Here is a 21,510-nt window from a genome sequence, read left to right as displayed (position 1 = left end):
GGGATAACAGGGGGCAGAGAGTGGGCATGAAGCTCACCGTTGTTTTCAGGCGGTTATCGGCGGCCATTCTGGCCATCGCGGTCATCTCCGGCCCGGCGGCGGCGCTGGACCGGATTCGGATCCACGTCTCGGGCACTAACGAGGCGCTGCAAGAGACGCTGATCGAGGCGTCGCTCGTCGTGGCGGCGAAGCGCGAGGGGCGCACCCAGCCCGAGACCGTCTTTGCCGCGGCGCTGTCGGATTATGCGCGGCTGCTCGATGCGCTCTATGCCGAGGGCTATTATGGCGGCGTCGTGCATGTCTACGTCGACGGGCGCGAGGCGGCGGAGATCCCGCTGCTGCGCGCGCCCGACACGATCCGCGAAGTGGCGATCAACGTCGCGCCCGGCCCGCCCTTCCGCTTCGGCGAGGCGCGGATCGCCCCGCTGCCGCCCGGCACCGAACTGCCCGAGCGCTTCCGCAGCGGCGCGCGCGCCCGGGCGCCGGTGGTGCGCAACGCGGTCGAGGCCGGGATCGACGGCTGGCGCGCCGCGGGCTACGCCAAGGCCCGCACCGCGGGCGAACGGGTCTCGGCCGACCACCGCACCGCCACGCTGGATTCGGTGGTGGCGCTGAACCCCGGCCCCGTCGCGCGTTTCGGCAGCCTCGTCATCGAGACGCCGAGCGCCGTGCGCGCCGCCGCCATCCGCCGCATCGCCGGCCTGCCCGAGGGCGAGCGCTTCTCTCCCGCCGCGATGGAGCGGGTGGCCGACCGCTTGCGCCGCACCGGCGCCTTCGCCTCGGTCTCGCTGAAAGAGGCCGAGACGCTGGGGCCCGGGGGCGAGATGGACATCCTGCTGTCGGTCGCCGACCAGAAGCCGCGCCGCTTCGGCTTCGGCGCGGAACTGTCGTCGCTGGAGGGGCTGACCGTCTCCGGCTTCTGGATGCACCGCAACATCTTCGGCGGCGCCGAGCGGCTGCGCTTCGACGCCGAGGTGGCGAATATCGGCGGCGAATACGGCACCGACTTCCGCCTCGGCGCCCGGCTGGAGACCCCGGCCCCGTTCGGCCCGGACACCCGCGCCTTCGCCTTCGTCGGGCTGGAACGGCTGGACGAGCCGGATTTTCTCTCGGACCAGGTCGAGTTGGGCTTCGGCGTGGGCCGGCGCTTCGGCGACTCGATCGAGACCGAGCTCGGCCTCAGCTATCTCTACTCGCAGACCGAGGACGATTTCGGAAACCGGACCTTCTCGCTCCTGAAACTGCCCGCCTCCGGCATCTACGACACCCGCGACGACACCCTCGACCCGACCGAGGGCTTCTATCTGGAGGCCGAGGTGACGCCGTTTCTGGGGCTGAACGACGGCACCGGCTCGGGCGTGCGGACCTATGGCGACGCGCGCGCCTATTACGGGCTGGGCCCGGAGCGGCGCTTCGTGCTGGCGGGGCGGGTGCAGGTCGGCTCGGTCGCCGGCGCCGCGATCGGCGCGGTGCATCCCGACCTGCTGTTCTATTCCGGCGGCGCCGGCACGGTCCGGGGCCAGCCCTACCAGTCGCTCGATGTCGACCACGGCGGCGGCACCGAAAGCGGCGGGCGCAGCTTCATCGGCCTGTCGGCCGAGTTCCGCGCCCGGATCAGCGAGCGGTTCGGTGCGGTCGTCTTCGCCGATGCGGGCTATGTCGGGGCCGAGAGCTTCTATGACGGCTCGGGCGCGTGGCATTCCGGCGCCGGCGCCGGGCTGCGCTATCTCACCGGGATCGGCCCGATCCGCTTCGACGTGGCCGCGCCGGTCGGCGGCAACACCGGCGACGGCGTGCAATTCTACCTGGGTATCGGGCAGGCCTTCTGATGCGACTACTGGCTGTTCTTCTCGTCCTCCTCCCCGGCCTCGCGCTGGCGCAGACGACCGAGGAGGAGGAGCGCGACCGCGGCATCCTGCAGGCCTTCCTTGAGGACAACCTGTCCGATGCCGGCCGGACGGTGCGCATCGACGGGTTCGAGGGCGCGCTGTCCTCGCGCGCCACGCTCGACCGGCTGAGCATCGCCGACGACCAGGGCACCTGGCTGATCCTGGAGGGCGCGGTGCTGGACTGGAACCGCTCGGCCATCCTGCGCGGCGAGGTGCAGGTCAACGAGCTGTCGGCGGAGCGGCTGGTGCTGACGCGCCTGCCCGCGACCGAGGCGGACGCCCCGTCGCCCGAGGCGCCGGGCTTCTCGCTGCCCGACCTGCCGGTGTCCATCGACATCGCAACGCTGCGGATCGCGCGGGCGGAGATCGGCGCGCCGGTGCTGGGCGAGGACGTGGTGCTGCGGCTGGAAGGCTCGGCGGCGCTGTCGGGCGGCTCGGGGCAGACACAGCTGTCCATCGAGCGGCTGGACGGGCCGGAGGGCCGGATCTCCGTGGCCGGCGCCTATGACGCCGGAAGCGGCGATCTGGACCTGTCGCTCGACTTCCGCGAGGCGCCGGGCGGGATCGCGGCGTCGCTTCTGGGCCTGCCGGGCGAGCCGGCGGTCGAGTTCACCGTCGAGGGCGACGGCACGATCGACGACTTCACCGCGCAGATCCTCCTGGTCACCGACGGCACGACGCGCGCCGAGGGCACGGTGACGCTGGGCGCGGAGACGGCCGGCGAGGACGGCGCCACCGACCGCCGCTTTGCCGCCGACATCACCGGCGACATCGCGCCGCTGCTCTTGCCGGATTACCGCGACTTCCTGGGCGACCGCGTGGCGCTGGACGTCTCCGGTGTGGCCCATGCCGACGGCCGCCTGACGCTGGAAGAGCTGGCGCTGGAGACCCGCGCGATGTCGCTGAGTGGCGCGCTGGCGCTGGACGGCGACCAGTGGCCGGTGCGCATCGACCTGGCCGGGCAGATCGCCTCGCCCACCGGGCGCGAGGTGCTGCTGCCGCTTGCCGGGCCCCGCACCTATGTGCGCGGGCTGGACCTGTCGGTGCAGTACGACGCCGCCGACGACGACGCCTGGACCGCCGCGATCGAGGTCGCGGGCCTCAGGCGGTGGGACCTGGCCGTCGAGCGCACGGCGCTGACCGGTGAGGGGCGGATCGTGCCCGGCGAAGGCGCCAGCGTGGGCCGGGCGGACGGCCGGCTGGAGCTGGACATCTCCGGCATCGCGCCGGCGGACGCGGAACTGGCGCGCGCCCTGGGCGACCGGATCACCGGCGCGATGGCCTTCGCCTATACCGAGGACGCGCCGCTGGACCTGTCGGACCTGTCGCTGGGCGGCAGCGACTATCGCCTGACCGGCTCGGCCACCGTCGCGGGGCTGCGCGACGACCTGGACCTCGGGATCGATGCCACCGTGGGGCTGGCGGCCGAGGACCTGTCGCGCTTCGCCGGGCTGGCCGGGCTCGACCTGGCGGGCGCGGCCGAGTTGCAGATCGCCGGGAGCGTGGCACCGCTGGCCGGCGCCTTCGACCTGACGCTCGACGGGGAGACCACCGACCTCGGGCTCGGGATCGCCGCGCTCGATCCGCTGATCGGCGGCCAGGGACAGCTCGACGCCGCCCTGGCGCGCGACGAGGACGGCTTTACGGTCGACCGCTTCGCGATCACCACGCCGGAGACCCGGCTGACCGCCTCGGCCGACCTGGCCTCGGGCGCCGGCACCGCGCGGTTCGACCTGTCGCTGCGCGACGGCGGGGTCGTGGCCGAGGGGCTGGACGGCCCGGTCAGCGCCACCGGCACCGCCAGCCAGACCGGCGACGACTGGACGATCTCGGCCCGCCTGGAGGGCCCCGGCGGCGCCGCGGCGCAGGTCGACGGGACCGTCGCCCTGCCCGACGGCGCGCCCGGCGCGGTCACCGGCATCGCCGAGGTCGGGATCGACAGCCTGTCGCCCTATGCCGCCCTCGCCGGCCGCGACCTGGGCGGCGCGCTGGACGTGACCGTGGCGGGCCGCGGCGACCTGGCGGAGCGGAGCTTTGAGGTCAGCGTGACCGGCACGGCGCAGGACCTGGCCCTGGGCGTCGCGCCGGTGGACAGGCTGCTGCAGGGCGAAACCACGCTGACCGCGGACGTGGCAAGCACGGGCGCGGGCGAGATCACCTTCGACGGCGCCCGGTTCGAGACGCCGCAGCTCACGGCGACCCTGGCAGGCAGCGTCGGGCCGGCGCAGGGCCGCGTCGGCTTCGACGCGCGGCTGGCGGATGTGGGCCTGTTCGTGGACGAATTGAGCGGCCCGGCGACGCTGCGCGGCGTGGCGACCCGGTCGGGCGGCGACTGGCGGCTGCAATCGGGCTTCTCGGCGCCGGGCGGCGCGGGCGGCACGGTGGATGCGACGCTGGCCATGGGGCCGGACGGTCCGCGCCGGGTCTCCGGCACGGCGGAGGCGGCGGTGCCCGACCTCGCGCCCTATTCCGACCTCGCCGGGCGGAGCCTTGCGGGGGGCGTGGATCTCACCGTGACCGGCGGCGTCGACCTGACCGACCGGAGCGCGGAGGCGACGCTCGACGGCACCGCCACCGACCTGGCGCTCGGCATCGCGCCGGTCGACCGGCTGCTCGCCGGCGAGACCGCCCTGTCAGCCTCGCTCTCGCGCGCCGCGGACGGGCTGCTCACCCTGTCGTCGGCGAAAATCGCCAACGACCAGCTCACCGTGACTGCCGCCGGCACCGTCGGCGCCGACAGCGCCGACCTGACGCTCGAGGCCGCGCTGACCAGCCTCGGCACGCTGGATGCGCGGGTCTCCGGCGCCGCGACCCTGCAGGGCAGCGTGACGCGCGACGGCGACGACTGGCGCGCGCAGGCCGGGTTCTCCGGCCCCGGCGGCGCGGCCGGCTCGGTGAATGCCACGCTCGCCGTGCCCGGCGGCACGCCCGGCGCCGCCACGCTGACGCTGGAGGCGCGGTTCGACGACCTCGCCCCCTACTCCGCCCTCGCGGGCGTTGCGCTGGACGGCGCGCTGTCGGTGACCGCCGAGGCCGAGGGCGACCTGTCGGACCTGACCGGCCGCGCCGACATCTCGGCCGAGGGCGACGGGCTGGGCGTCGGCCTGGCGATGGTGGACCCGCTGCTGCGCGGCGACAGCGCGCTGGAGCTGGAGCTCCGGCGCACCGAGGCGGGCGACGTGGTCTTCGACCGCGCCGATTTCCGCTCCGGCCTGATGACGGCCGACCTGACCGGCCGCGTCGGCCCCGACGGCGGCACCGCCGAATACGACATCCGCATCGCCGATATCGGCCCATTCGGCACCGGCCTGAGCGGCGCGGCCACGGCGCGCGGCAGCCTGCGCTCGGACGGCGGCGGCTGGCAGGTGAACAGCGCGCTGACCGGCCCCGGCGGGATCGCGGCGGATGTCTCGGGCCGCCTCAGCCAGGACTTCGCCCGCGCCGACCTGTCGATCGGCGGCAATGCGCCGCTGGAACTGGCCAACCGCTTCATCCGGCCCAACCTGATCGCCGGCCGCGCCGATTTCCGCCTGTCGCTGAACGGCCCGCTGGCGCTGTCCTCGCTGTCGGGCACGGTCAGCACCTCCGGCGCCGGCTTCACCCTGCCGGCGCTGCGGCTGCGGCTGACCGACCTTGGCGCCACGCTGTCGCTCTCCGGCGGCCGGGCGAGCCTGAACGCCGGCGCGGCGGTCGCGACCGGCGGGCGGGTCGAGGCGTCGGGCACCGTCGGGCTGAGCGCGCCCTTCTCCGGCGACATCACCGCCCAGCTGATCGGCGTGAATGTCGAGGAGCCGGGCCTCTACGAGACCAGCGTGGACGGCCGCGTGACCGTCTCCGGCCCGCTGTCGGGCGGCGCGACGATCGGCGGGCGCCTGCAGCTCGGGACGGTGGAGATCCGCATCCCCAGCTCGGGCGGGCTGGTCTCGGGCGATCTGCCGGAGCTGAAGCACATCGCCGAGCCCGCCGCCGTGCGGCAGACCCGCGTCTACGCGGGCAAGCTGGGCACGGCCGGCGGCGGCGGAGGCGGCAGCGGCGGGCCGGTCTACGGGCTGGACATCGTCGTGGACGCCCCCAACCAGATCTTCGTGCGCGGCCGCGGGCTGGACGCGGAGCTCGGCGGGCAGCTGCGCCTGTCGGGCAGCACGGCCAATGTCGTCACCGCCGGCGGCTTCGACCTGATCCGCGGGCGGCTCGACCTTCTGGGCGAACGGCTGACCCTGACCGAGGGCTCGGCGCGGCTGCAGGGCGATTTCGATCCGTTCATCCGGCTGGTGGCCACCACCGTCTCCGGCGACATCACCGTGCGGATCGAGATCTCCGGCTTCGCCTCGGCGCCGGAGCTGACGGTGACCTCGGAGCCCGACCTGCCGGAAGAGGAAGTGCTGGCGCAGCTTCTGTTCGAACGCCCGCTGTCGGACATCTCGGCGCTGCAGGCGGTGCAGCTGGCCAACGCGGTGCGGACGCTGGCCGGCGGCGGCGGCGACGGGATCGTGGGTCGGCTGCGGTCGAGCTTCGGGCTGGACGACCTGGACGTGACGACCAACGAGGAAGGCGACGTCGCGGTCGAGGCCGGCAAGTATATCAGCGACAATGTCTATACCGGCGTGACCGTGGACAGCCAGGGGCGCAGCGAGATCAACCTGAACCTCCAGGTGACGCCGTCGATCACCGCCCGCGGCTCCGCCTCGTCCGACGGCGAGACCGGGATAGGGGTGTTCTTCGAGCGCGATTACTGATCCGGTCGTTGGCCGCGGCTACTCCGCCGCCAGCGGCCATTCCTTCGCCACCATGGTCAGCACGTCGTATTGCGCCACGACCTCGTCCGTCTGGTTGGTGATGCGGGCGTCCCAGCGGACCTCGCCATAGACGGCGCCCTCGCGCGGGTCGATCTGCTTGCAGGTCAGCCGCACGGTCAGGCTGTCGCCGAAATAGACCGGGGCGAGGAAGCGCAGGTCGTCGACACCGTAATTGGCCAGCACCGGGCCCGGGTCGGGCTGCACGAACATCCCCGCGGCGAAGGAGACGATCAGGTAGCCATGCGCCACGCGGTCGTCGAAGAACGGGTTCGCCGCGGCCGCCGCGCTGTCCATGTGGGCGTAGAAGGTGTCGCCGGTGAACGCGGCGAAGTGCTCCACGTCGGCGCGGGTGATCTCGCGGGGGCCGGCGGTCAGCTGGTCGCCCAGGCGCAGCTCGGCCAGCGACTTGCGGAACGGGTGGTCGTCGGTGCGGGTGGCGGCGCCCTCGGACCATTGCCGGGTCACGGGGGTCAAGAGACGCGGGGTGCCCTGGACCGCGGTGCGCTGCATGAAGTGCTTGACGCCGCGCATGCCGCCCAACTCCTCGCCGCCGCCCGCGCGGCCGGGGCCACCGTGGACCAGCGGCGCCAGCGGCGCGCCGTGGCCGGTGGAGGATTTCGCCGAGTCGCGATTGCCGATCATCACCCGGCCGTGGAACGGGGCGAGGCCCAGGACGATGTCTTCGGCAACGCCCGGGTCGTCGGTGAAGAGCGAGGAGACGAGCGAGCCCCGGCCCTTGCGCGCCAGCGCCACGGCCTCGCCCGTGTCGGCATAGGGCATGACGGTGGCGACGGGGCCGAAGGCCTCGACGGCGTGCGGCGCCTCGGCCGACAGCGGATCGGCGCAGCGCAGCAGCACGGGGTTGAGGAAGGCGCCGGCCTCGGCATCGCCGGAGACGAGCGCCACGTCGGAGGGGGCGCCGCCGACCACTTCGGCCTCGGCGGCGATCTCGGCGATCCGGGCGCGGACGCCGTCGCGGTCATTGAGCGAGACGAGCGCGCCCATGCGCACGGCCTCGTCGTCGGGCAGGCCCACGGGGGTTTTCGCCAGACGCGCCGAGAGCGCGGCGACCAGCGCGTCCTCGTGGGCCGCAGGCACGAGGATGCGGCGGATGGCGGTGCATTTCTGGCCCGCCTTGGCCGTCATCTCGCGCGCGCATTCCTTCACGAAGAGATCGAATTCGGGCGTGTCCGGCCCGGCATCGGGGCCGAGGATGGCGGCGTTCAGGCTGTCGGCCTCCATCGTGAACCGGACCGAGTTGTCGAGGATCGCGGGGCGGGCGCGCAGGCTCCGGCCGGTGGCGGCGGAGCCGGTGAAGGTCACCACGTCTTGCCCGTCCACGTGGTCCAGAAGGTCGCCGGCCGCACCGCAGAGAAGCTGCAGGGCGCCGTCGGGCAGGATGTCCATCTCCAGGATCCGGCGCACGACCAGCTCGGTCAGGTAGGCGGTCTGCGAGGCCGGTTTCACCAGGCAAGGCATCCCGGCGATCAGCGCGGGCGCGATCTTTTCCAGCATCCCCCAGACGGGGAAGTTGAAGGCGTTGATATGGACCGCAACGCCGGTCAGCGGCGTCAGGATGTGCTGGGCGGAGAAGGTGGCGTCGGTCGACAGCGGCTCGACCGCGCCCTCGGGGATGATGCGGGCATTGGGCAGCTCGCGCCGGGCGCGGGAGGCGTAGGTGAGCATCGTGCCGATGCCGCCCTCGATGTCGATCCAGCCGTCGGCGCGGGTGGCGCCGGTGGCGAAGCTCTCGACGTAGAAGTCTTCCTTCTGCTCCATCAGCTTCAGGCCGATGGCCTTCAGCATCAGCGCGCGTTCGTGGATGGTGTGGCGGCGGAGCGCCGTGCCCCCGGCCGCGCGGCCCCAGGCCAGCGCGGCGGCAAGGTCCAGCCCCTCGGCGCCGACCCGCGCGTGCGGGGCGCCGGTGGCGGCGTTGGCGAGCGGGCGGCCTTCGCCCTGTCCCGCGCGCCAGGCGCCGTCCAGGTAGCTTTCAAGGCGGCGCGGCGGTCCGGTGTCGAGCATGAAGGCTCCTCAGGCGAGGCCGAGCGGCGCGAGGCGGGCGGAGAGATCGGCCCGCCAGGCCTGCCGCAAGGTTTCGTTGTCGGTGTGGCGCAGGCCCATGGCGCGCAGGCGGTCGAAGCGGTCGGAGCGCGCGGCGCCAAAAGTCTCGGCCACGCGCGGGGTCCAGTAGGCGACGGAGGCGCGGGCGGCCTCGGTGGCGCCGATCCTCTCCAGCCCCTCCAGCCCCAGTTCCATGTGCCGGCGTTCGCGCGGGAGGATGTCGCGCAGGACCTCGGCGAAGGGCTGATAGGAGCTGCGGCTCATCTCGCCCAGCGCATGACAGGTGGCCAGCCCCATCAGCACGTTCATCACCACCGCGTCGGTCCAGCCCGCCAGCGGGTAGTGAAAGACCGACAGGCGCATGTCGCCGCCCTGCCGCTTGGGGTCGACCGTGGCCTCGCGCGGGACGCGGGCGGCCCAGTCGTGGGCGCTGTTGTAGCGCGCCTTGTCGGTGCCGAAACCCTCCATCAGGTCCAGCACCCGTTCGGCATGATCGGCCTTTTCCAGCGTGATGCGGCTGGCGGCGATGCGCTCGCGGATGCCGGGCGCGTGGTTGATGGCGTCGGCGAAACCGGCCGATCCCGCCAGTTCGCTGTCGACGAAGGACGACATCAGCCGCAGGAGTTCGGCGCGGTAGCGGGGCGGGACGTTGTCCGGCGAGGTGAGCTTGCCGCCCTTGGCCAGGTAGTCGCCGATCTCCATCGTCTCATTCGTCATAGGTCAGCACCAGCTTGTCAGACAGCGGCACGCATTGGCAGGACAGGACATAGCCTGCGCGGATCTCGTAATCCTCCAGCGCGTGGTTGGTGACCATCTCGACATCGCCTTCCAGCACCTTGGCCCGGCAGGTGGAGCAGACGCCGGCCTTGCAGGCGAAGGGCGCGTCCATGTCGGCCGTCAGCGCGGCGTCCAGAACCCGGGTGCCGTCCTTGGGCATCCGGAACTGCCGGGTGGCGCCGTCCAGCGTGACGGCGACCTCGCAGGTGTTCGCCTCGTGGCCGGTATCGGCCGCCACGGCGGGGCGTTTGGCGCGGCCGGGCTGGGACGAGGCGAAGAGCTCGAACTTGATCCGGTCGTCGGTCAGGCCGTGGGCGCGCAGGCTGTCGGCGATGGTCAGCATCATCGGCTCGGGGCCGCAGATGAAGGCCATGTCCACGTCCCCGGGGTCGATCCAAAGGCGGAACAGCGTCTCCATCTTCTCGGCGTCGATGCGGCCGGCGAAGAGGTCGATGTCGTGGCCCTCTTCCAGCACGTGCAGCACCGAGAGGCGGCCGAGATGGAGGTTCTTCAGATCCTCCAGCTCCTCGCGGAACATGATCGAGGAGACGGCGCGATTGGCGTAGACCAGCGTGACGCGGGATTGCGGCTCGCGCGCCAGCACCGTCTTGACGATCGACAGGACCGGCGTGATGCCCGAGCCGCCGGCGAAGGCTAGGTAGTGGCGCGCGGCGGAGGCATCGAGCGGGGTGTGGAAGCGGCCCTGCGGCGGCATGACCTCCAGCACGTCGCCGGGCTTGAGGCTTTCGTTCGCCCAGGTGGAGAAGGCGCCGCCCTCGACCCGCTTGATGCCGACGCGCAGGGCGCCATCGTCGAGGCCGGCGCAGATGGAATAGGAGCGGCGCAGTTCCTCGCCGTCGAAGGTGCCGCGGAAGGTCAGGTACTGGCCTTGCGTGAAGGCGAAGGCGTCGGGGTCGTCGGGCGCAAGCGTGACGACCACGGCGTCGCGGGTGTCCTTGCGGACCTCGGTGACGGTGACGGGCAGGAATCTGGGCACGGTGTCAGGGCCTTGTCAGATGCACTTGAAGTAGTCGAAGGGTTCCAGGCAGTCGCGGCAGCGATAGGCGGCCTTGCAGGGGGTGGAGCCGTGCTGGCTGACCTTCTCGGTGTCGGTCGACCCGCAGCGGGGGCAGTCGACGGCGAGGTTCGACCGCCCGGCGAGCCGCGCGGCGCGGGCGGCGGTGCGGCCGTCGGGCGCGGTGCCGTCGATGGGCGGCGCGATGCCGTAGGCGCGGAGCTTCTCGCGCGCCTCTGGGGTCAGCCAGTCGCTCGTCCAGGGCGGCGACAGGCGGCGCTCGATGCGAAAATCCTCGATGCCCTTGTCGCGCAGCTTGGCCTCGATCTCCATGTTGATGAAGGCGGTGGCCGGGCAGCCGGAATAGGTCGGCGTGACGGCGACGACGAGGGTGTCGCCCTGCCAGCTGATGTCGCGCACGATGCCGAGGTCGGTGACGGAGATCACCGGGATCTCCGGGTCCGGCACCTCGCCCAGCCAGTTGCGGATGGTGTCGGTGGAGGGCAGCGTGTCGGTCACCATTCCGCCCCCGGATAGGCGCGCTGCAAGAACTGCATCTCGGCCAGGATATAGCCCAGATGCTCGGTATGCCGGCCCTGCTTGCCGCCCAGATGCACGTCGGCGCGGCGGTCGGGGACGGTCAGGGTGGCCTCGCCCATCACCTCGCGGAGGGTGGCGTCCCAGGGGCCCTGCAACTCGGAGGCGCGGGGGGCGATACCGGCCTCGGCGACGGCCTCGTCCACGGCGTCGTCGGTGAACAGCTCGCCCGTGTAGGGCCAGAGGTGGTCGAGGGCGGCCTGCATCCGGGCGTGGCTTTCCTCGGTGCCGTCGCCCAGGCGGATCACCAGGTCGGAGGCGCGGTCGAGCTGGTAGGCGACCTCCTTGCCGGCCTTGGCGGCGATCTCGGCAACGCGGGGGCTGCTGGAGTCGCGCAGCTTCAACAGCATCTCGTAATGCCATGCGTCGTAAAGGAATTCCCGCATCAATGTCCGGCCGATATCGCCGTTGGGCAGCTCCACGATCTGCGGGTTGCGAAAGCGCATGGCGTCGCGGAGATAGGCCAGGTCGTCGGCCGTGCGCCCCTGTGCCTCGACTTCGGCAGCGAGCTCCAGCCACAGCGCGGCGTGACCGATCAGGTCCAGCGCGGTGTTGGCCAGCGCGATGTCCTCCTCCAGCGCCGGGCCGTGGCCGCACCATTCCGAGGTGCGGTGGCCGAGGATCAGCGCGCCGTCGCCCATCCGGCAGAGCCAGTCGAACAGCGCGGGCTTCAGCGCCACGTCGGTGATATGCGGATCGGCCGGCTGCGCGGCCTCCTGCGCCAAGCGCTCCGCCTCGGGCGTGGCCATGTCGGGCAGCGAGGGCATCACATGTGGCCCACTTCGTCGGGGATGTCGAAGAAGGTCGGGTGGCGATAGACCTTGTCCTCGGCCGGGTCGAAGAGCGGGCCCTTGTCCGACGGCGCCGAGGCGGTGATGTCGGCGGATTCCACGACCCAGATCGACACGCCTTCCTTGCGGCGGGTATAGACGTCGCGGGCGTGATTGATCGCCATCTCGGCATCCGGCGCGTGCAGGCTGCCGACATGGCGGTGGTTCAGCCCGTGCTGGCCCCGGATGAAGATCTCCCAGAGCGGCCATTCCTTTTTCATGGCGTCCTCCCTATTCCGCCGCCAAGCGCCGCGCCGCGGCCTTCTCGGCATGGGCCGACAGCCCCTCGCGGAACCAGGCGCCGTCCTCCCACGCCTTCACGCGGGCGCCGAGGCGTTCCTCGTTGCAGGGGCCGTTGCCCTTGAGCACGTCGAAGAACTCGGTCCAGTCGGGTTCGGTGAAGTCGTAGTGGCCGCGACCCGCGTTCCACGCGAGGTCCGGGTCGGGGACGGTCAGGCCGAGATATTCGGCCTGCGGCACCGTCTCGTCCACGAACTTCTGGCGCAGCTCGTCGTTGGTGTTGATCTTGATCTTCCACGCCATCGACTGCGCGGAATGGACCGAGTCCTTGTCGGACGGGCCGAACATCATCAGCGAGGGATACCAGAAGCGGTTCAGCGCATCCTGCGCCATTTCCTTCTGCTCCGGAGTGCCGCCGGCCATCTTCATCATGATCGAGTAGCCCTGCCGCTGGTGGAAGCTTTCTTCCTTGCAGATGCGGATCATGGCGCGGGAATAGGGCCCGTAGGAGGTGCGCTGCAGCGGCACCTGGTTCATGATCGCGGCGCCGTCGACCAGCCAGCCGATCGCGCCCATGTCGGCCCAGGTCAGCGTGGGGTAGTTGAAGATCGAGCTGTATTTCATTGCGCCGGAATGCAATTTCTCGAACAGCTCGTCGCGCGAGACGCCCAGCGTCTCGGCCGCGGAATAGAGGTAGAGGCCGTGGCCCGCCTCGTCCTGCACCTTGGCGAGCAGGATCTGCTTGCGCTCCAGCGTCGGCGCGCGGGTGATCCAGTTGCCCTCGGGCAGTTGGCCGACGATCTCGGAATGGGCGTGCTGGCCGATCTGGCGGATCAGCGTCTTGCGGTAGCCCTCGGGCATCCAGTCCTTCGGCTCGATCTTCTCGCCCCGGTCGATGCGCGCCTGAAAGGCGCGATCCTCGGGGGTCTGCTCCCCGTCGGCGGCTTCGGATTTGACCATCTGTGCGTACATGCGAAGCTCCCGTCAGCTGCGTTCGAGGATCATGGCGATGCCCTGCCCCACGCCCACGCACATCGTGCAGAGCGCATAGCGGCCGCCGCTGCGGCGAAGCTGGTGGGCGGCGGTCAGGACGAGGCGCGCGCCGGACATGCCCAGGGGATGACCCATGGCGATGGCGCCGCCGTTGGGGTTCACGTGGGGCGCGTCGTCGGGCAGGCCCAGCTCGCGCAGGACGGCGAGGCCCTGGGCGGCGAAGGCCTCGTTCAGTTCGATGAGATCCATCGCGTCGAGTCCGAGGCCGGCGCGTTCCAGCACCTTGCGGGTGGCGGGAACCGGGCCGATGCCCATGACGCGCGGCGGCACGCCGGCCGAGGCCATGGCGACGATGCGGGCCATCGGGGTCAGGCCATGGGCCCGCGCGGCGGATTCGGAGGCGACGACCGCGCCGGCCGCGCCGTCGTTGACGCCGCTGGCGTTGCCGGCGGTGACGCTCAGGTCGGGGCCGTTGACGCCCTTGAGCCCCGCGAGTTTCGCGACATCGGTGCCCGGGCGCGGGTGTTCGTCGGTGTCGACGACCAGCGGCTCGCCCCTGCGCTGCGGCACCGTCACCGCGACGATCTCTTCGGCGAAAAGCCCTGCCTCCTGCGCGGCGGCCCAGCGGGCCTGGCTGCGGGCGGCGAAGGCGTCCTGGTCCTCGCGCGAGACGCCGTAATCGGCGGCCACGTTGTCGGCCGTCTCGGGCATCGAGTGGCTGCCATGCGCCGCCTTCAGCTTCGGGTTGGTAAAGCGCCAGCCGATGGTGGTGTCGTAGATCTCGGCGTTGCGGGAAAACGGCGCGGTGGCCTTCGGCATCACGAAGGGGGCGCGCGACATGCTCTCCACCCCGCCGGCCAGCAGGAAATCGGCGTCGCCGGCCCGGATCGCGCGGGCCGCCATGCCGATGGCCTCCATGCCCGAGCCGCAGAGGCGGTTGACCGTGCTGCCCGGCACCTCCACCGGCAGGTCCGCCAGCAGCGCGGCCATGCGGGCGACGTTGCGGTTGTCCTCGCCGGCCTGGTTGGCGCAGCCGAGGATCACGTCATCGAGCCGCGCCCAGTCGGCGCCCGCGTTGCGCTCCGCCAGCGCCCGCAGCGGGATCGCGGCCAGGTCGTCCGCGCGCACGGAGGACAGCGCCCCGCCATAGCGGCCGATCGGTGTGCGCACCGCATCGCAGATGAACGCATCGGGCATGACGCCTCCTCCCCTGCGGTCGGACCCGGCGCCTCCCGCACGCCGCCGACCTGTCCGTCAATATAGACGCGAAAGCATCACGTTTGAAGAGCCGATTTCTCATTTCCGTGACGCTTTCCCGACACCGCGCCAAGCTCCGCCCGAAGCAGGTCCACGCGCGCCGCGATGGGATCGGGGCGCGCGGGCAACGGCCCCTCGGCATCGCGGAAGGCCGCGCCGACATGGGCGTCGGCGGCCTCGGTGAGGTCGAGGTAGAGCCGCAGGAACAGCTGGCGCGCGGCCTCGGCCTGCCAGTCGTCGGGCCAGGCCTCGCGCGGGAGCCGCGGATCGGCCAGCGCCGCGTGGCGATAGTCGTGGACCAGGCGCAGACGCAGCGCCAGCGCCGTCGCCGGCGGCAGCGGCGGCGTCCCCGCGGCGGCAATGCCCGCATATTCCGCCACGACCGCGCGATAGGCGGCGCCGACCTCGTCCATCGGCCAGTGCTGCGCCGCGAGCGCCGGAAGCGATGCGCGCCCCGCGACGCTCCGGCCCGCCAGGACGACCGCGTCGGGCCGGGGGATGTCGGCGCGGTCGGGGGCGAGCGCGATCTGGGCCGAGAGCCGCGCCCAGCCGTCGGGCCAGCCTTCGGCGCGCGGCGCGGTCGCGAAGGCGGTCAGCCAGCCCTCGGGCACCGGCGACGGCGAGAACAGGATGCGCGAGGCGGCGCGGAACTCCGCCTGAGCGGCCGCGGTCAGGCGGTAATAGCTGCGCCGGCCGACCCGGTCGCCGACCAGCCGGCCGGCGCCCACGAGCCGCGAGACCGCGGTCCGCACCAGGCTCTCGCTGATCCCGTGATCGGCGCAGCATTCGATCAGCGTCCCGATCCAGAGCGCCCCGCCCCGCGGCTCCACCACGTCGCCGTAGATCGTCACGATGAAGGCGGAGGCGCGCGGCGGCGTCCGCCTGAGGCGGCGGGCGATGGCGTCGGCCGGATCGGACGGCGCAGTGTCGGGCATCGGCAGGCGCTCCGCAGATGTATCACGCGCCGGCGGCGCGCGTTCGGCAAAGCGTAGTGTTTCGCGGCGCCGCTGTCACGCGCAAGGCGGCGGCGGGGGCGTCAGCGCCCGGGCCCCCCGCACGCCCCGCCGTTTCGCGGCCCCGTCAGGAGTCCTCTGCGACCTTATGCGCCGCCATGGTTTCCAGGGCCTTCACCAGCCCGGAATGATCGAGTTCGCCGTCGCCCTGCGCGGCGCAGGCATTGAACAGCTCCTGGCACAGCGCCGTCGAGGGCAAGGACAGCTTCAGGCTGCGCGCGGCCGACAGGGCGTTGTTGATGTCCTTCTGGTGCAGCGAGATCCGGAACCCCGGCTCGAAGGTCCGGTCGATCATCCGCTGGCCGTGCATCTCGAGGATCTTCGACGAGGCCAGCCCGCCCATCAGGGCCGAGCGCACCTTCGCCGGATCGGCCCCCGCCTTCGAGGCAAAGAGCAGCCCCTCGGACACCGCGCCGATGGTCAGCGCGACGATGATCTGGTTGGCGACCTTGGCGGTCTGGCCGGCCCCGACATCGCCCACCAGGGTGATGTTCTTGCCCATGGTTTCCAGAACCGGCAGCACCCTGTCGAAGTCCTCCTGCGTACCGCCCACCATGATCGACAGCGACGCCGCCTTGGCCCCGGCCTCGCCGCCCGAGACCGGCGCGTCCAGGTAGGCGCAGCCCAGTTCCGCGATCCGGCCGGCGAAGTCCTGGGTCGCCACGGGCGAGATCGAGCTCATGTCGATCACCGTCTTGCCGGCGCTGAGGCCCTCGGCGACGCCGTCCTCGCCGAACAGCACGGCGTCGACATCCGGCGTGTCGGGCACCATGAGGATGACGATGTCGGAGGCTTCGGCGACGGCCCTGGCGGAGTCCGCGGCCTGCCCGCCCTGCTCGACCAGCGAGCGGGACTTCTCCTTGACGCGATACAGGTGCAGCTCGTGGCCCGCCGCGATCAGATGGCCCGCCATGGGCAGCCCCATGACGCCGAGCCCGATAAAGCCGATTTTCATGTTCCTGTCCTCCGTTCGATTGTCCTTTCGGCCCGGGGTCGCCCCGCGGGCCGCGTTCGCTCAGGCCTCGGCGCCCGCTTGCGGCTCCGACTGGAACCGGGTCCGGTGCAGCATGCGCTTGTTGCGCGGGTCCGGGTTCGGGATCGCCGAGATCAGGGCCTGGGTGTAGGCCTTGCTCGGGGTCGTGCAGACCTGTTCCGCCTCGCCGATCTCCACCAGCTTGCCCTTGTGCATGACCAGCACGCGGTCGCAGAAATAGCGGACGACGGAAATGTCGTGCGCGATGAAGATGAAGCTGAGATCCAGCCGCTTCTGCAGATCCAGCAGCAGATCGAGGATCTGCGACCGGATCGAGACGTCCAGCGCCGAGGTCGCCTCGTCCGCGATGATGATGCGCGGGTCCAGCGCCAGCGCCCGCGCGATCCCGATGCGCTGCCGTTGTCCGCCCGAGAAGGCGTGCGGATAGCGGTCCATCATTTCCGCCGACAGCCCGACCATCTCCAGAAGCTCTGCGACGCGGTCGTCGCGCGCGCGTCCGCTTGCGATGTTGTTGATCTTCAGCGGATCGCCCACGATCTGCTTCACCGTCATCCGCGGATTGAGCGACGCGAACGGATCCTGGAAGATCATCCGCACCGCGGCATGGTATTTCTTCAGCCCCTTGCGCTGCAGCGCCAGGACGTCCTGGTCCTTGTCGTCGCTGCCGGTATAGATCACCTCGCCCGAGGTCGGCTCGATGATGCGCATGATCATCCGGCCCAGCGTGGTCTTGCCCGAGCCGCTCTCGCCCACGATCCCGAGATTCTCGCCGCGGTGCAGGTCGAAGCTCACGTCGTCGACGGCCCGGATCGACGGGCCGGCCCGGGAAAACCAGCCCCCGACATGGCCGAAATGCTTGCTCAGGTTGCGGATCTTCAGGATCGGCTCGGAGGCGGGATCGTAGGTGCCGGCCTTGTGATCCGACGCATGTTCCAGCTTCAGGGTCGCGCCCAGAAGACGCTTCGTGTAGGGGTGCTTCGGCGTATAGAAGATCTCGTCCGCCGTGCCGTGCTCGACGATCCGGCCCTTCTGCATCACCGCGACCTCGTCGGCCACCTCGGCCACCACGCCCATGTCGTGGGTGATCAGCAGCACGGCGAGGCCCCTTTGCTCCTGCAGCCGCTTGATCAGGTCGAGGATTTCCGCCTGCGTCGTCACGTCGAGCGCCGTCGTCGGCTCGTCGGCGATCAGGATGTCGGGGTCGCAGGCCAGCGCCATCGCGATGCAGACGCGCTGCCGCATGCCGCCCGAATACTCGAAGGAATACTGGTCGGCCATGCGCTCGGGGTTCGGGATCTCGACCTGCCGCAGCAGCTCGACGGTGCGCTTGCGCGCCGCCTTCTTGTCCAGGCCCAGATGGATCTCGATCGCCTCGTCGATCTGGTCGCCGATCTTGTGCATTGGCGACAGCGCCGACATCGGCTCCTGGAAGATCAGCCCGATCCTGCCGCCGCGGATCGCCCGGATATGCGGGCTCTTGGCGCCCATCGCGGTGATATCCGCCGCGGTCCCGTCGACAAAGAGATTCACCTTGCCGGAGACGATCCGTCCGGGGCTGTCGACCAGCTGGATCAGCGAGCGCGCGCTGACCGACTTGCCGGAGCCGCTTTCGCCGACGAGCGCGAGCGTCTTGCCGCGCTTGATGTCGAGGTTCACGTCGCGCACCGCGTGCAGGACGCCCTTCTGCAGCGGAAAGTCCACCGACAGGTCGCGCACCGACAGCACCGTGCCGTTCTCGGATGTCTGGGTCATCGCTTGCGTTCCCTACTTCGAATACGGATCGGCCGCGTCGCGCAGACCGTCGCCCAGGAAATTCAGGGCCAGCACGGTGATCACCACCGCCATCCCCGGCAGAAGCAGCCACGGCGCAGTGGCGACGGTGCGGATGTTCTGCGCCTCCTGCAGAAGCACGCCCCAACTGACCACCGGCGGCCGCAGGCCGATCCCCAGGAAGGACAGCGCCGTCTCGCTGAGGATCATCACCGGAATGGCGAGCGTGACGGCCGCGATGATGTGGCTGGCGAAGGACGGCAGCATGTGGCGCAGGATCAGGCCGACCTCGCTGGCGCCGTCGAGCCGCGCGGCGGTCACGAAATCCTCGTTCCGCATCGCCAGGAAGCGTCCGCGCACCACCCGCGCCAGCCCGGTCCAGCCCACCAGCGACAGGATGATGGTGATCATGAAATAGACCTGGACCGGCGGCAGGGTCGGCGGGATCGCCGCGGCAAGCCCCATCCAGAGCGGGATCGTCGGGATCGCCAGCAGGAACTCGATGATCCGCTGGATCACGTTGTCCACATGGCCGCCGTAATAGCCGGACAGGCCGCCCAGGAGGATGCCGAAGAACAGGCTGAGCGCGACGCCCACGAGCCCGACGGTCATCGAGATGCGCGTGCCGTAGATGATCCGGCTCAGCATGTCGCGCCCCAGCCGGTCGGCGCCCAGAAGGTACATCGGCTGATCTGGATCGAGCGGGCCGAACAGGTGCCGGTCCCATTCGAACAGCCCCCAGAACTCGTAGCTGGAGCCGCGCACAAAAAAGCCCACCGGGATCTTCTGTTCGGGGTCGTTCACGAACTCGCGCGCCAGGCTTTCGGGGTTCACCTCGACCTTGTAGCCGGTGACGTGGAGCCCGAATTCCTCGCCGTCCCAGATCCGCAGCGTCTGCGGCGGGGCATAGGTGTAGCGGGCGGCATAGTCGCCGGGCGCGGCGGGCGCCAGAAACTCGGCGAAGGCCGCGACGAAATAGATCAGAAGCACCAGGATGCCGCTTGCGACCGCAAGCTTGTGGCGCTTGAACTTCCACCAGGCCAGGCGCCAGGCCCCGGCCCGTTCCAGCCCCATCAGGCGGCCGTCGGCCTCCGTGCCGTCGTCTTCCATCTCCGCGAGCGCGGGATCGTCCGGGTCGTGGCCCAGCTCCCGGGGCGCCACGTCGTCAGTCGAATACTGTCCCATGGCGGGCTCCTATTTGTACCGGATGCGGGGATCGAGCCAGGCGAGAAGCAGGTCCGAGATCAGCGTGCCGATGACGGTCAGCACCGACAGCATCAGGATCATCGCCCCCGCCAGGAAGACATCCTGCGCGATCAGCGCCCGCAGCAGGAGCGGGCCGGTGGTGGGAAGGTTCAGCACGATGGCCGTCACCGTTGCGCCCGACACGAGCTCGGGCAGCGCCCAGCCGATGGTCGAGACGAACGGGTTGAGCGCGGCGCGTACCGGATAGCGCAGGATCAGCCGCCATTCCGACAGGCCCTTGGCGCGCGCCGTCGTCACGTAGGGCTTGTAGAGCTCGTCCAGCAGGTTGGCCCGCATGATCCGGACGAGCGCGGCGGTACCGGACGTGCCGAGGACAATCACCGGCACGATCAGGTGCTGCGCGAGGTCGAGCACCTTGCCGCCGCTCCAGGGCGCGTCCTCGTACTCGGCCGAGAACAGGCCGTCGACGGAGATCCCGAAGAACTTGTAGGCCAGGTACATCAGGATCAGCGCCAGCAGGAAGTTCGGCACGGCCAGCCCGACGAAGGCCAGGAAGCTGGCCACGTAGTCGCCGACCGAGTACTTGCGCACCGCCGAATAGATCCCGATCGGCAGCGAGATGACCCAGGTGAAGATCAGCGCGCACAGCGACAGGACGAGCGTCAGCCCGAGCCGGTTCCAGATCAGGTCGGAGACCGGAACGTCCCAGTCGAAGGAGCGGCCGAAATCGCCTTCCAGCACGATGTTGGAGATCCACAGCCAGTATTGCGTCCAGATCGGCTCGTCCAGGCCGTACTGTTCCCGCAGCATCCGCAGCGTCGTCGGGTCGACCGTGTCGCCCTGCTGGGACATCTCCGCCGCCAGCGTCGTCACGAAGTCGCCGGGCGGCAGCTGGATCAGCAGGAACGCCACGATGGAGATCGCGATGAGCGTCGGGATCATGTAGAGTACACGTTTGACGATGTAGGCAAGCATTGCGCTCTTCTCCTTGCGGCCAGGCAGCCGACGCCGCGCGTCAGCTCTTGGTCCAGAGATCCTCTTCGCTGATCCGGTTGAGCATGTCCTCGCCCGCGCGGTAGCGGCACAGGTTCTCGATGATCATGTCCAGGGACCGGTCGTTCTTGTCCGGCAGGGCCGCCGTGTAATGGGGCGTGATCAGCACGTTCGGCATGTCCCAGAGCGGGTGCCCCTCGGGCAGCGGCTCGGGATCGGTGACGTCCAGGCCGGCACCGGCGAGGCGCCCCGCCTTCAGCGCGGCCAGCATCGCGTCGTGGTCGACGATGCCGCCGCGCGCCAGGTTGACGAGGAAGGCGCCCGGTTTCATCCGCGCGAACTGGTCGGCCCCGATCATGTGGTGGGTGGCGTCCGACAGGTTCAGGACCAGCGCCAGGATGTCGGCCTGCTCCAGGATCTCGTCGATGCCCTCGCCGCGGTCGCTGCTGTACATCCGGTCCACGCCCTCCGGCGCCGGAAGGTCGCGGCGACGGTAGCCGAGCACGGTCATGTTGAACGCCTTGGCACGCACGGCGAGCGCCTGGCCGGTATGGCCCATGCCCAGGATGCCCATGGTCCGGCCGTAGACAGCGCGCAGATCGGCCATTTCGGGCACCCTGCGCCATTCGTGACGCTTCTGCGCCTCGTAGAAGTCGCGGTATCCGTGACACAGCATCAGCGAGAACATCATCACGTGTTCCGCCAGCGCCGGCCCCGAGCGCCCCGCCGAGCCGGTCACGACCAGGCCGCGCCGGAACACTTCGGGCCGGGCGGATTTCGTAAGGCCCGCATGGTTGCAGTGGACCCATCGCAGGTTCGGCGCGTTCAGGAACCGCTCGTCCAGGTCGCTCTTGAGGATCGCGATCTCTGCGGTTTCGAGCGCCGAGGCCAGGGCCTGTTCGTCGGTCGTGTCGACGCGGACGAAATTTTCGCGGCCCAGGGCGTCGATCAGCTTCGCCCATTGCGCCCCGTCGAAGGGCAGGTCATCGGAAACCAGGATGGAAGGTCTTGCCATGTGCGGGACGGCCTTGCGTTCTGCGAGCTTCGGTTTTGCCTAAGAAGGGGACGTGGGCGGCGAT

Annotated in this window: 15 protein-coding genes and 1 pseudogene; 2 read left to right on the top strand and 14 right to left on the bottom strand. The window is 70.8% G+C overall.

What is annotated here, in order from left to right; genetic code table 11:
• Positions 1–26: 26 nt before the first annotated feature.
• Positions 27–1,829 carry an autotransporter assembly complex protein TamA gene (locus P1J78_RS06790; protein WP_275566576.1) on the top strand — a complete coding sequence of 601 codons (1,803 nt, stop codon included), beginning with the start codon at positions 27–29 and terminating at the stop codon, positions 1,827–1,829.
• Positions 1,829–6,625, top strand: coding sequence for a translocation/assembly module TamB domain-containing protein (locus P1J78_RS06785; protein ID WP_275566575.1), 4,797 nt, complete (start codon positions 1,829–1,831; stop codon positions 6,623–6,625). The genes P1J78_RS06790 and P1J78_RS06785 overlap by 1 nt, the downstream gene beginning before the upstream one ends.
• A gap of 18 nt (positions 6,626–6,643) precedes the next feature.
• Here P1J78_RS06785 and paaZ read toward each other — a convergent pair whose 3' ends face one another.
• The 14 genes and pseudogenes from paaZ to P1J78_RS06715 all read right to left on the bottom strand — a co-directional run bounded on the left by paaZ (position 6,644) and on the right by P1J78_RS06715 (position 21,446).
• Positions 6,644–8,707: a phenylacetic acid degradation bifunctional protein PaaZ gene (gene paaZ, locus P1J78_RS06780; RefSeq protein WP_275566574.1), complete on the bottom strand. Its 2,064-nt coding sequence runs from the start codon at positions 8,705–8,707 to the stop codon at positions 6,644–6,646.
• A 9-nt stretch (positions 8,708–8,716) separates the two neighbouring features.
• Positions 8,717–9,463: a Phenylacetic acid catabolic protein gene (locus tag P1J78_RS06775; RefSeq protein WP_275566573.1), complete on the bottom strand. Its 747-nt coding sequence runs from the start codon at positions 9,461–9,463 to the stop codon at positions 8,717–8,719.
• Entirely contained in the window at positions 9,453–10,520 is a 1,068-nt protein-coding gene (gene paaE / locus P1J78_RS06770) for a 1,2-phenylacetyl-CoA epoxidase subunit PaaE (RefSeq protein WP_275566572.1), read from the bottom strand. The genes P1J78_RS06775 and paaE overlap by 11 nt, the downstream gene beginning before the upstream one ends.
• Positions 10,521–10,535: 15 nt before the next feature.
• Complete coding sequence (paaD, locus tag P1J78_RS06765; protein ID WP_275566571.1) at positions 10,536–11,060, bottom strand: 1,2-phenylacetyl-CoA epoxidase subunit PaaD; 525 nt, start codon at positions 11,058–11,060, stop codon at positions 10,536–10,538.
• Positions 11,054–11,902, bottom strand: coding sequence for a 1,2-phenylacetyl-CoA epoxidase subunit PaaC (gene paaC / locus P1J78_RS06760; protein ID WP_275566570.1), 849 nt, complete (start codon positions 11,900–11,902; stop codon positions 11,054–11,056). Before paaC ends, paaD begins: the two co-directional genes overlap by 7 nt.
• Positions 11,902–12,186, bottom strand: coding sequence for a 1,2-phenylacetyl-CoA epoxidase subunit PaaB (gene paaB / locus P1J78_RS06755; protein ID WP_275566569.1), 285 nt, complete (start codon positions 12,184–12,186; stop codon positions 11,902–11,904). Before paaB ends, paaC begins: the two co-directional genes overlap by 1 nt.
• Before the next feature lie 10 nt (positions 12,187–12,196).
• Complete coding sequence (paaA, locus tag P1J78_RS06750) at positions 12,197–13,177, bottom strand: 1,2-phenylacetyl-CoA epoxidase subunit PaaA (protein WP_275566568.1); 981 nt, start codon at positions 13,175–13,177, stop codon at positions 12,197–12,199.
• Positions 13,178–13,189: 12 nt separating this feature from the next.
• Complete coding sequence (pcaF, locus tag P1J78_RS06745; RefSeq protein ID WP_275566567.1) at positions 13,190–14,395, bottom strand: 3-oxoadipyl-CoA thiolase; 1,206 nt, start codon at positions 14,393–14,395, stop codon at positions 13,190–13,192.
• Positions 14,396–14,472: 77 nt separating this feature from the next.
• Positions 14,473–15,390 (bottom strand): PaaX family transcriptional regulator C-terminal domain-containing protein, encoded by a 918-nt coding sequence (locus tag P1J78_RS06740; RefSeq protein ID WP_275566566.1) that lies wholly within the window; start codon positions 15,388–15,390, stop codon positions 14,473–14,475.
• Between the two features lie 145 nt (positions 15,391–15,535).
• A pseudogene (locus tag P1J78_RS06735) lies at positions 15,536–16,429 on the bottom strand (2-hydroxy-3-oxopropionate reductase); the annotation flags it as partial.
• A 54-nt stretch (positions 16,430–16,483) separates the two neighbouring features.
• The gene (locus tag P1J78_RS06730) at positions 16,484–18,214 is read right to left on the bottom strand and encodes an ABC transporter ATP-binding protein (RefSeq protein WP_275566565.1); all 1,731 of its coding nucleotides are present in this window, start codon (positions 18,212–18,214) and stop codon (positions 16,484–16,486) included.
• Positions 18,215–18,226: 12 nt separating this feature from the next.
• Positions 18,227–19,417, bottom strand: a complete 1,191-nt coding sequence (locus tag P1J78_RS06725; RefSeq protein ID WP_275566564.1) for an ABC transporter permease — start codon at positions 19,415–19,417, stop codon at positions 18,227–18,229.
• A gap of 9 nt (positions 19,418–19,426) precedes the next feature.
• Positions 19,427–20,413 carry an ABC transporter permease gene (locus P1J78_RS06720; protein ID WP_275566563.1) on the bottom strand — a complete coding sequence of 329 codons (987 nt, stop codon included), beginning with the start codon at positions 20,411–20,413 and terminating at the stop codon, positions 19,427–19,429.
• Positions 20,414–20,453: 40 nt separating this feature from the next.
• Positions 20,454–21,446, bottom strand: coding sequence for a D-2-hydroxyacid dehydrogenase (locus tag P1J78_RS06715; protein ID WP_275566562.1), 993 nt, complete (start codon positions 21,444–21,446; stop codon positions 20,454–20,456).
• Positions 21,447–21,510 lie beyond the last annotated feature (64 nt).

This window comes from Psychromarinibacter sediminicola (assembly GCF_029168335.1).
In the GTDB taxonomy this organism is placed as follows: domain Bacteria; phylum Pseudomonadota; class Alphaproteobacteria; order Rhodobacterales; family Rhodobacteraceae; genus Psychromarinibacter; species Psychromarinibacter sediminicola.
This window is presented reverse-complemented; position numbering and strand designations above follow the sequence as displayed.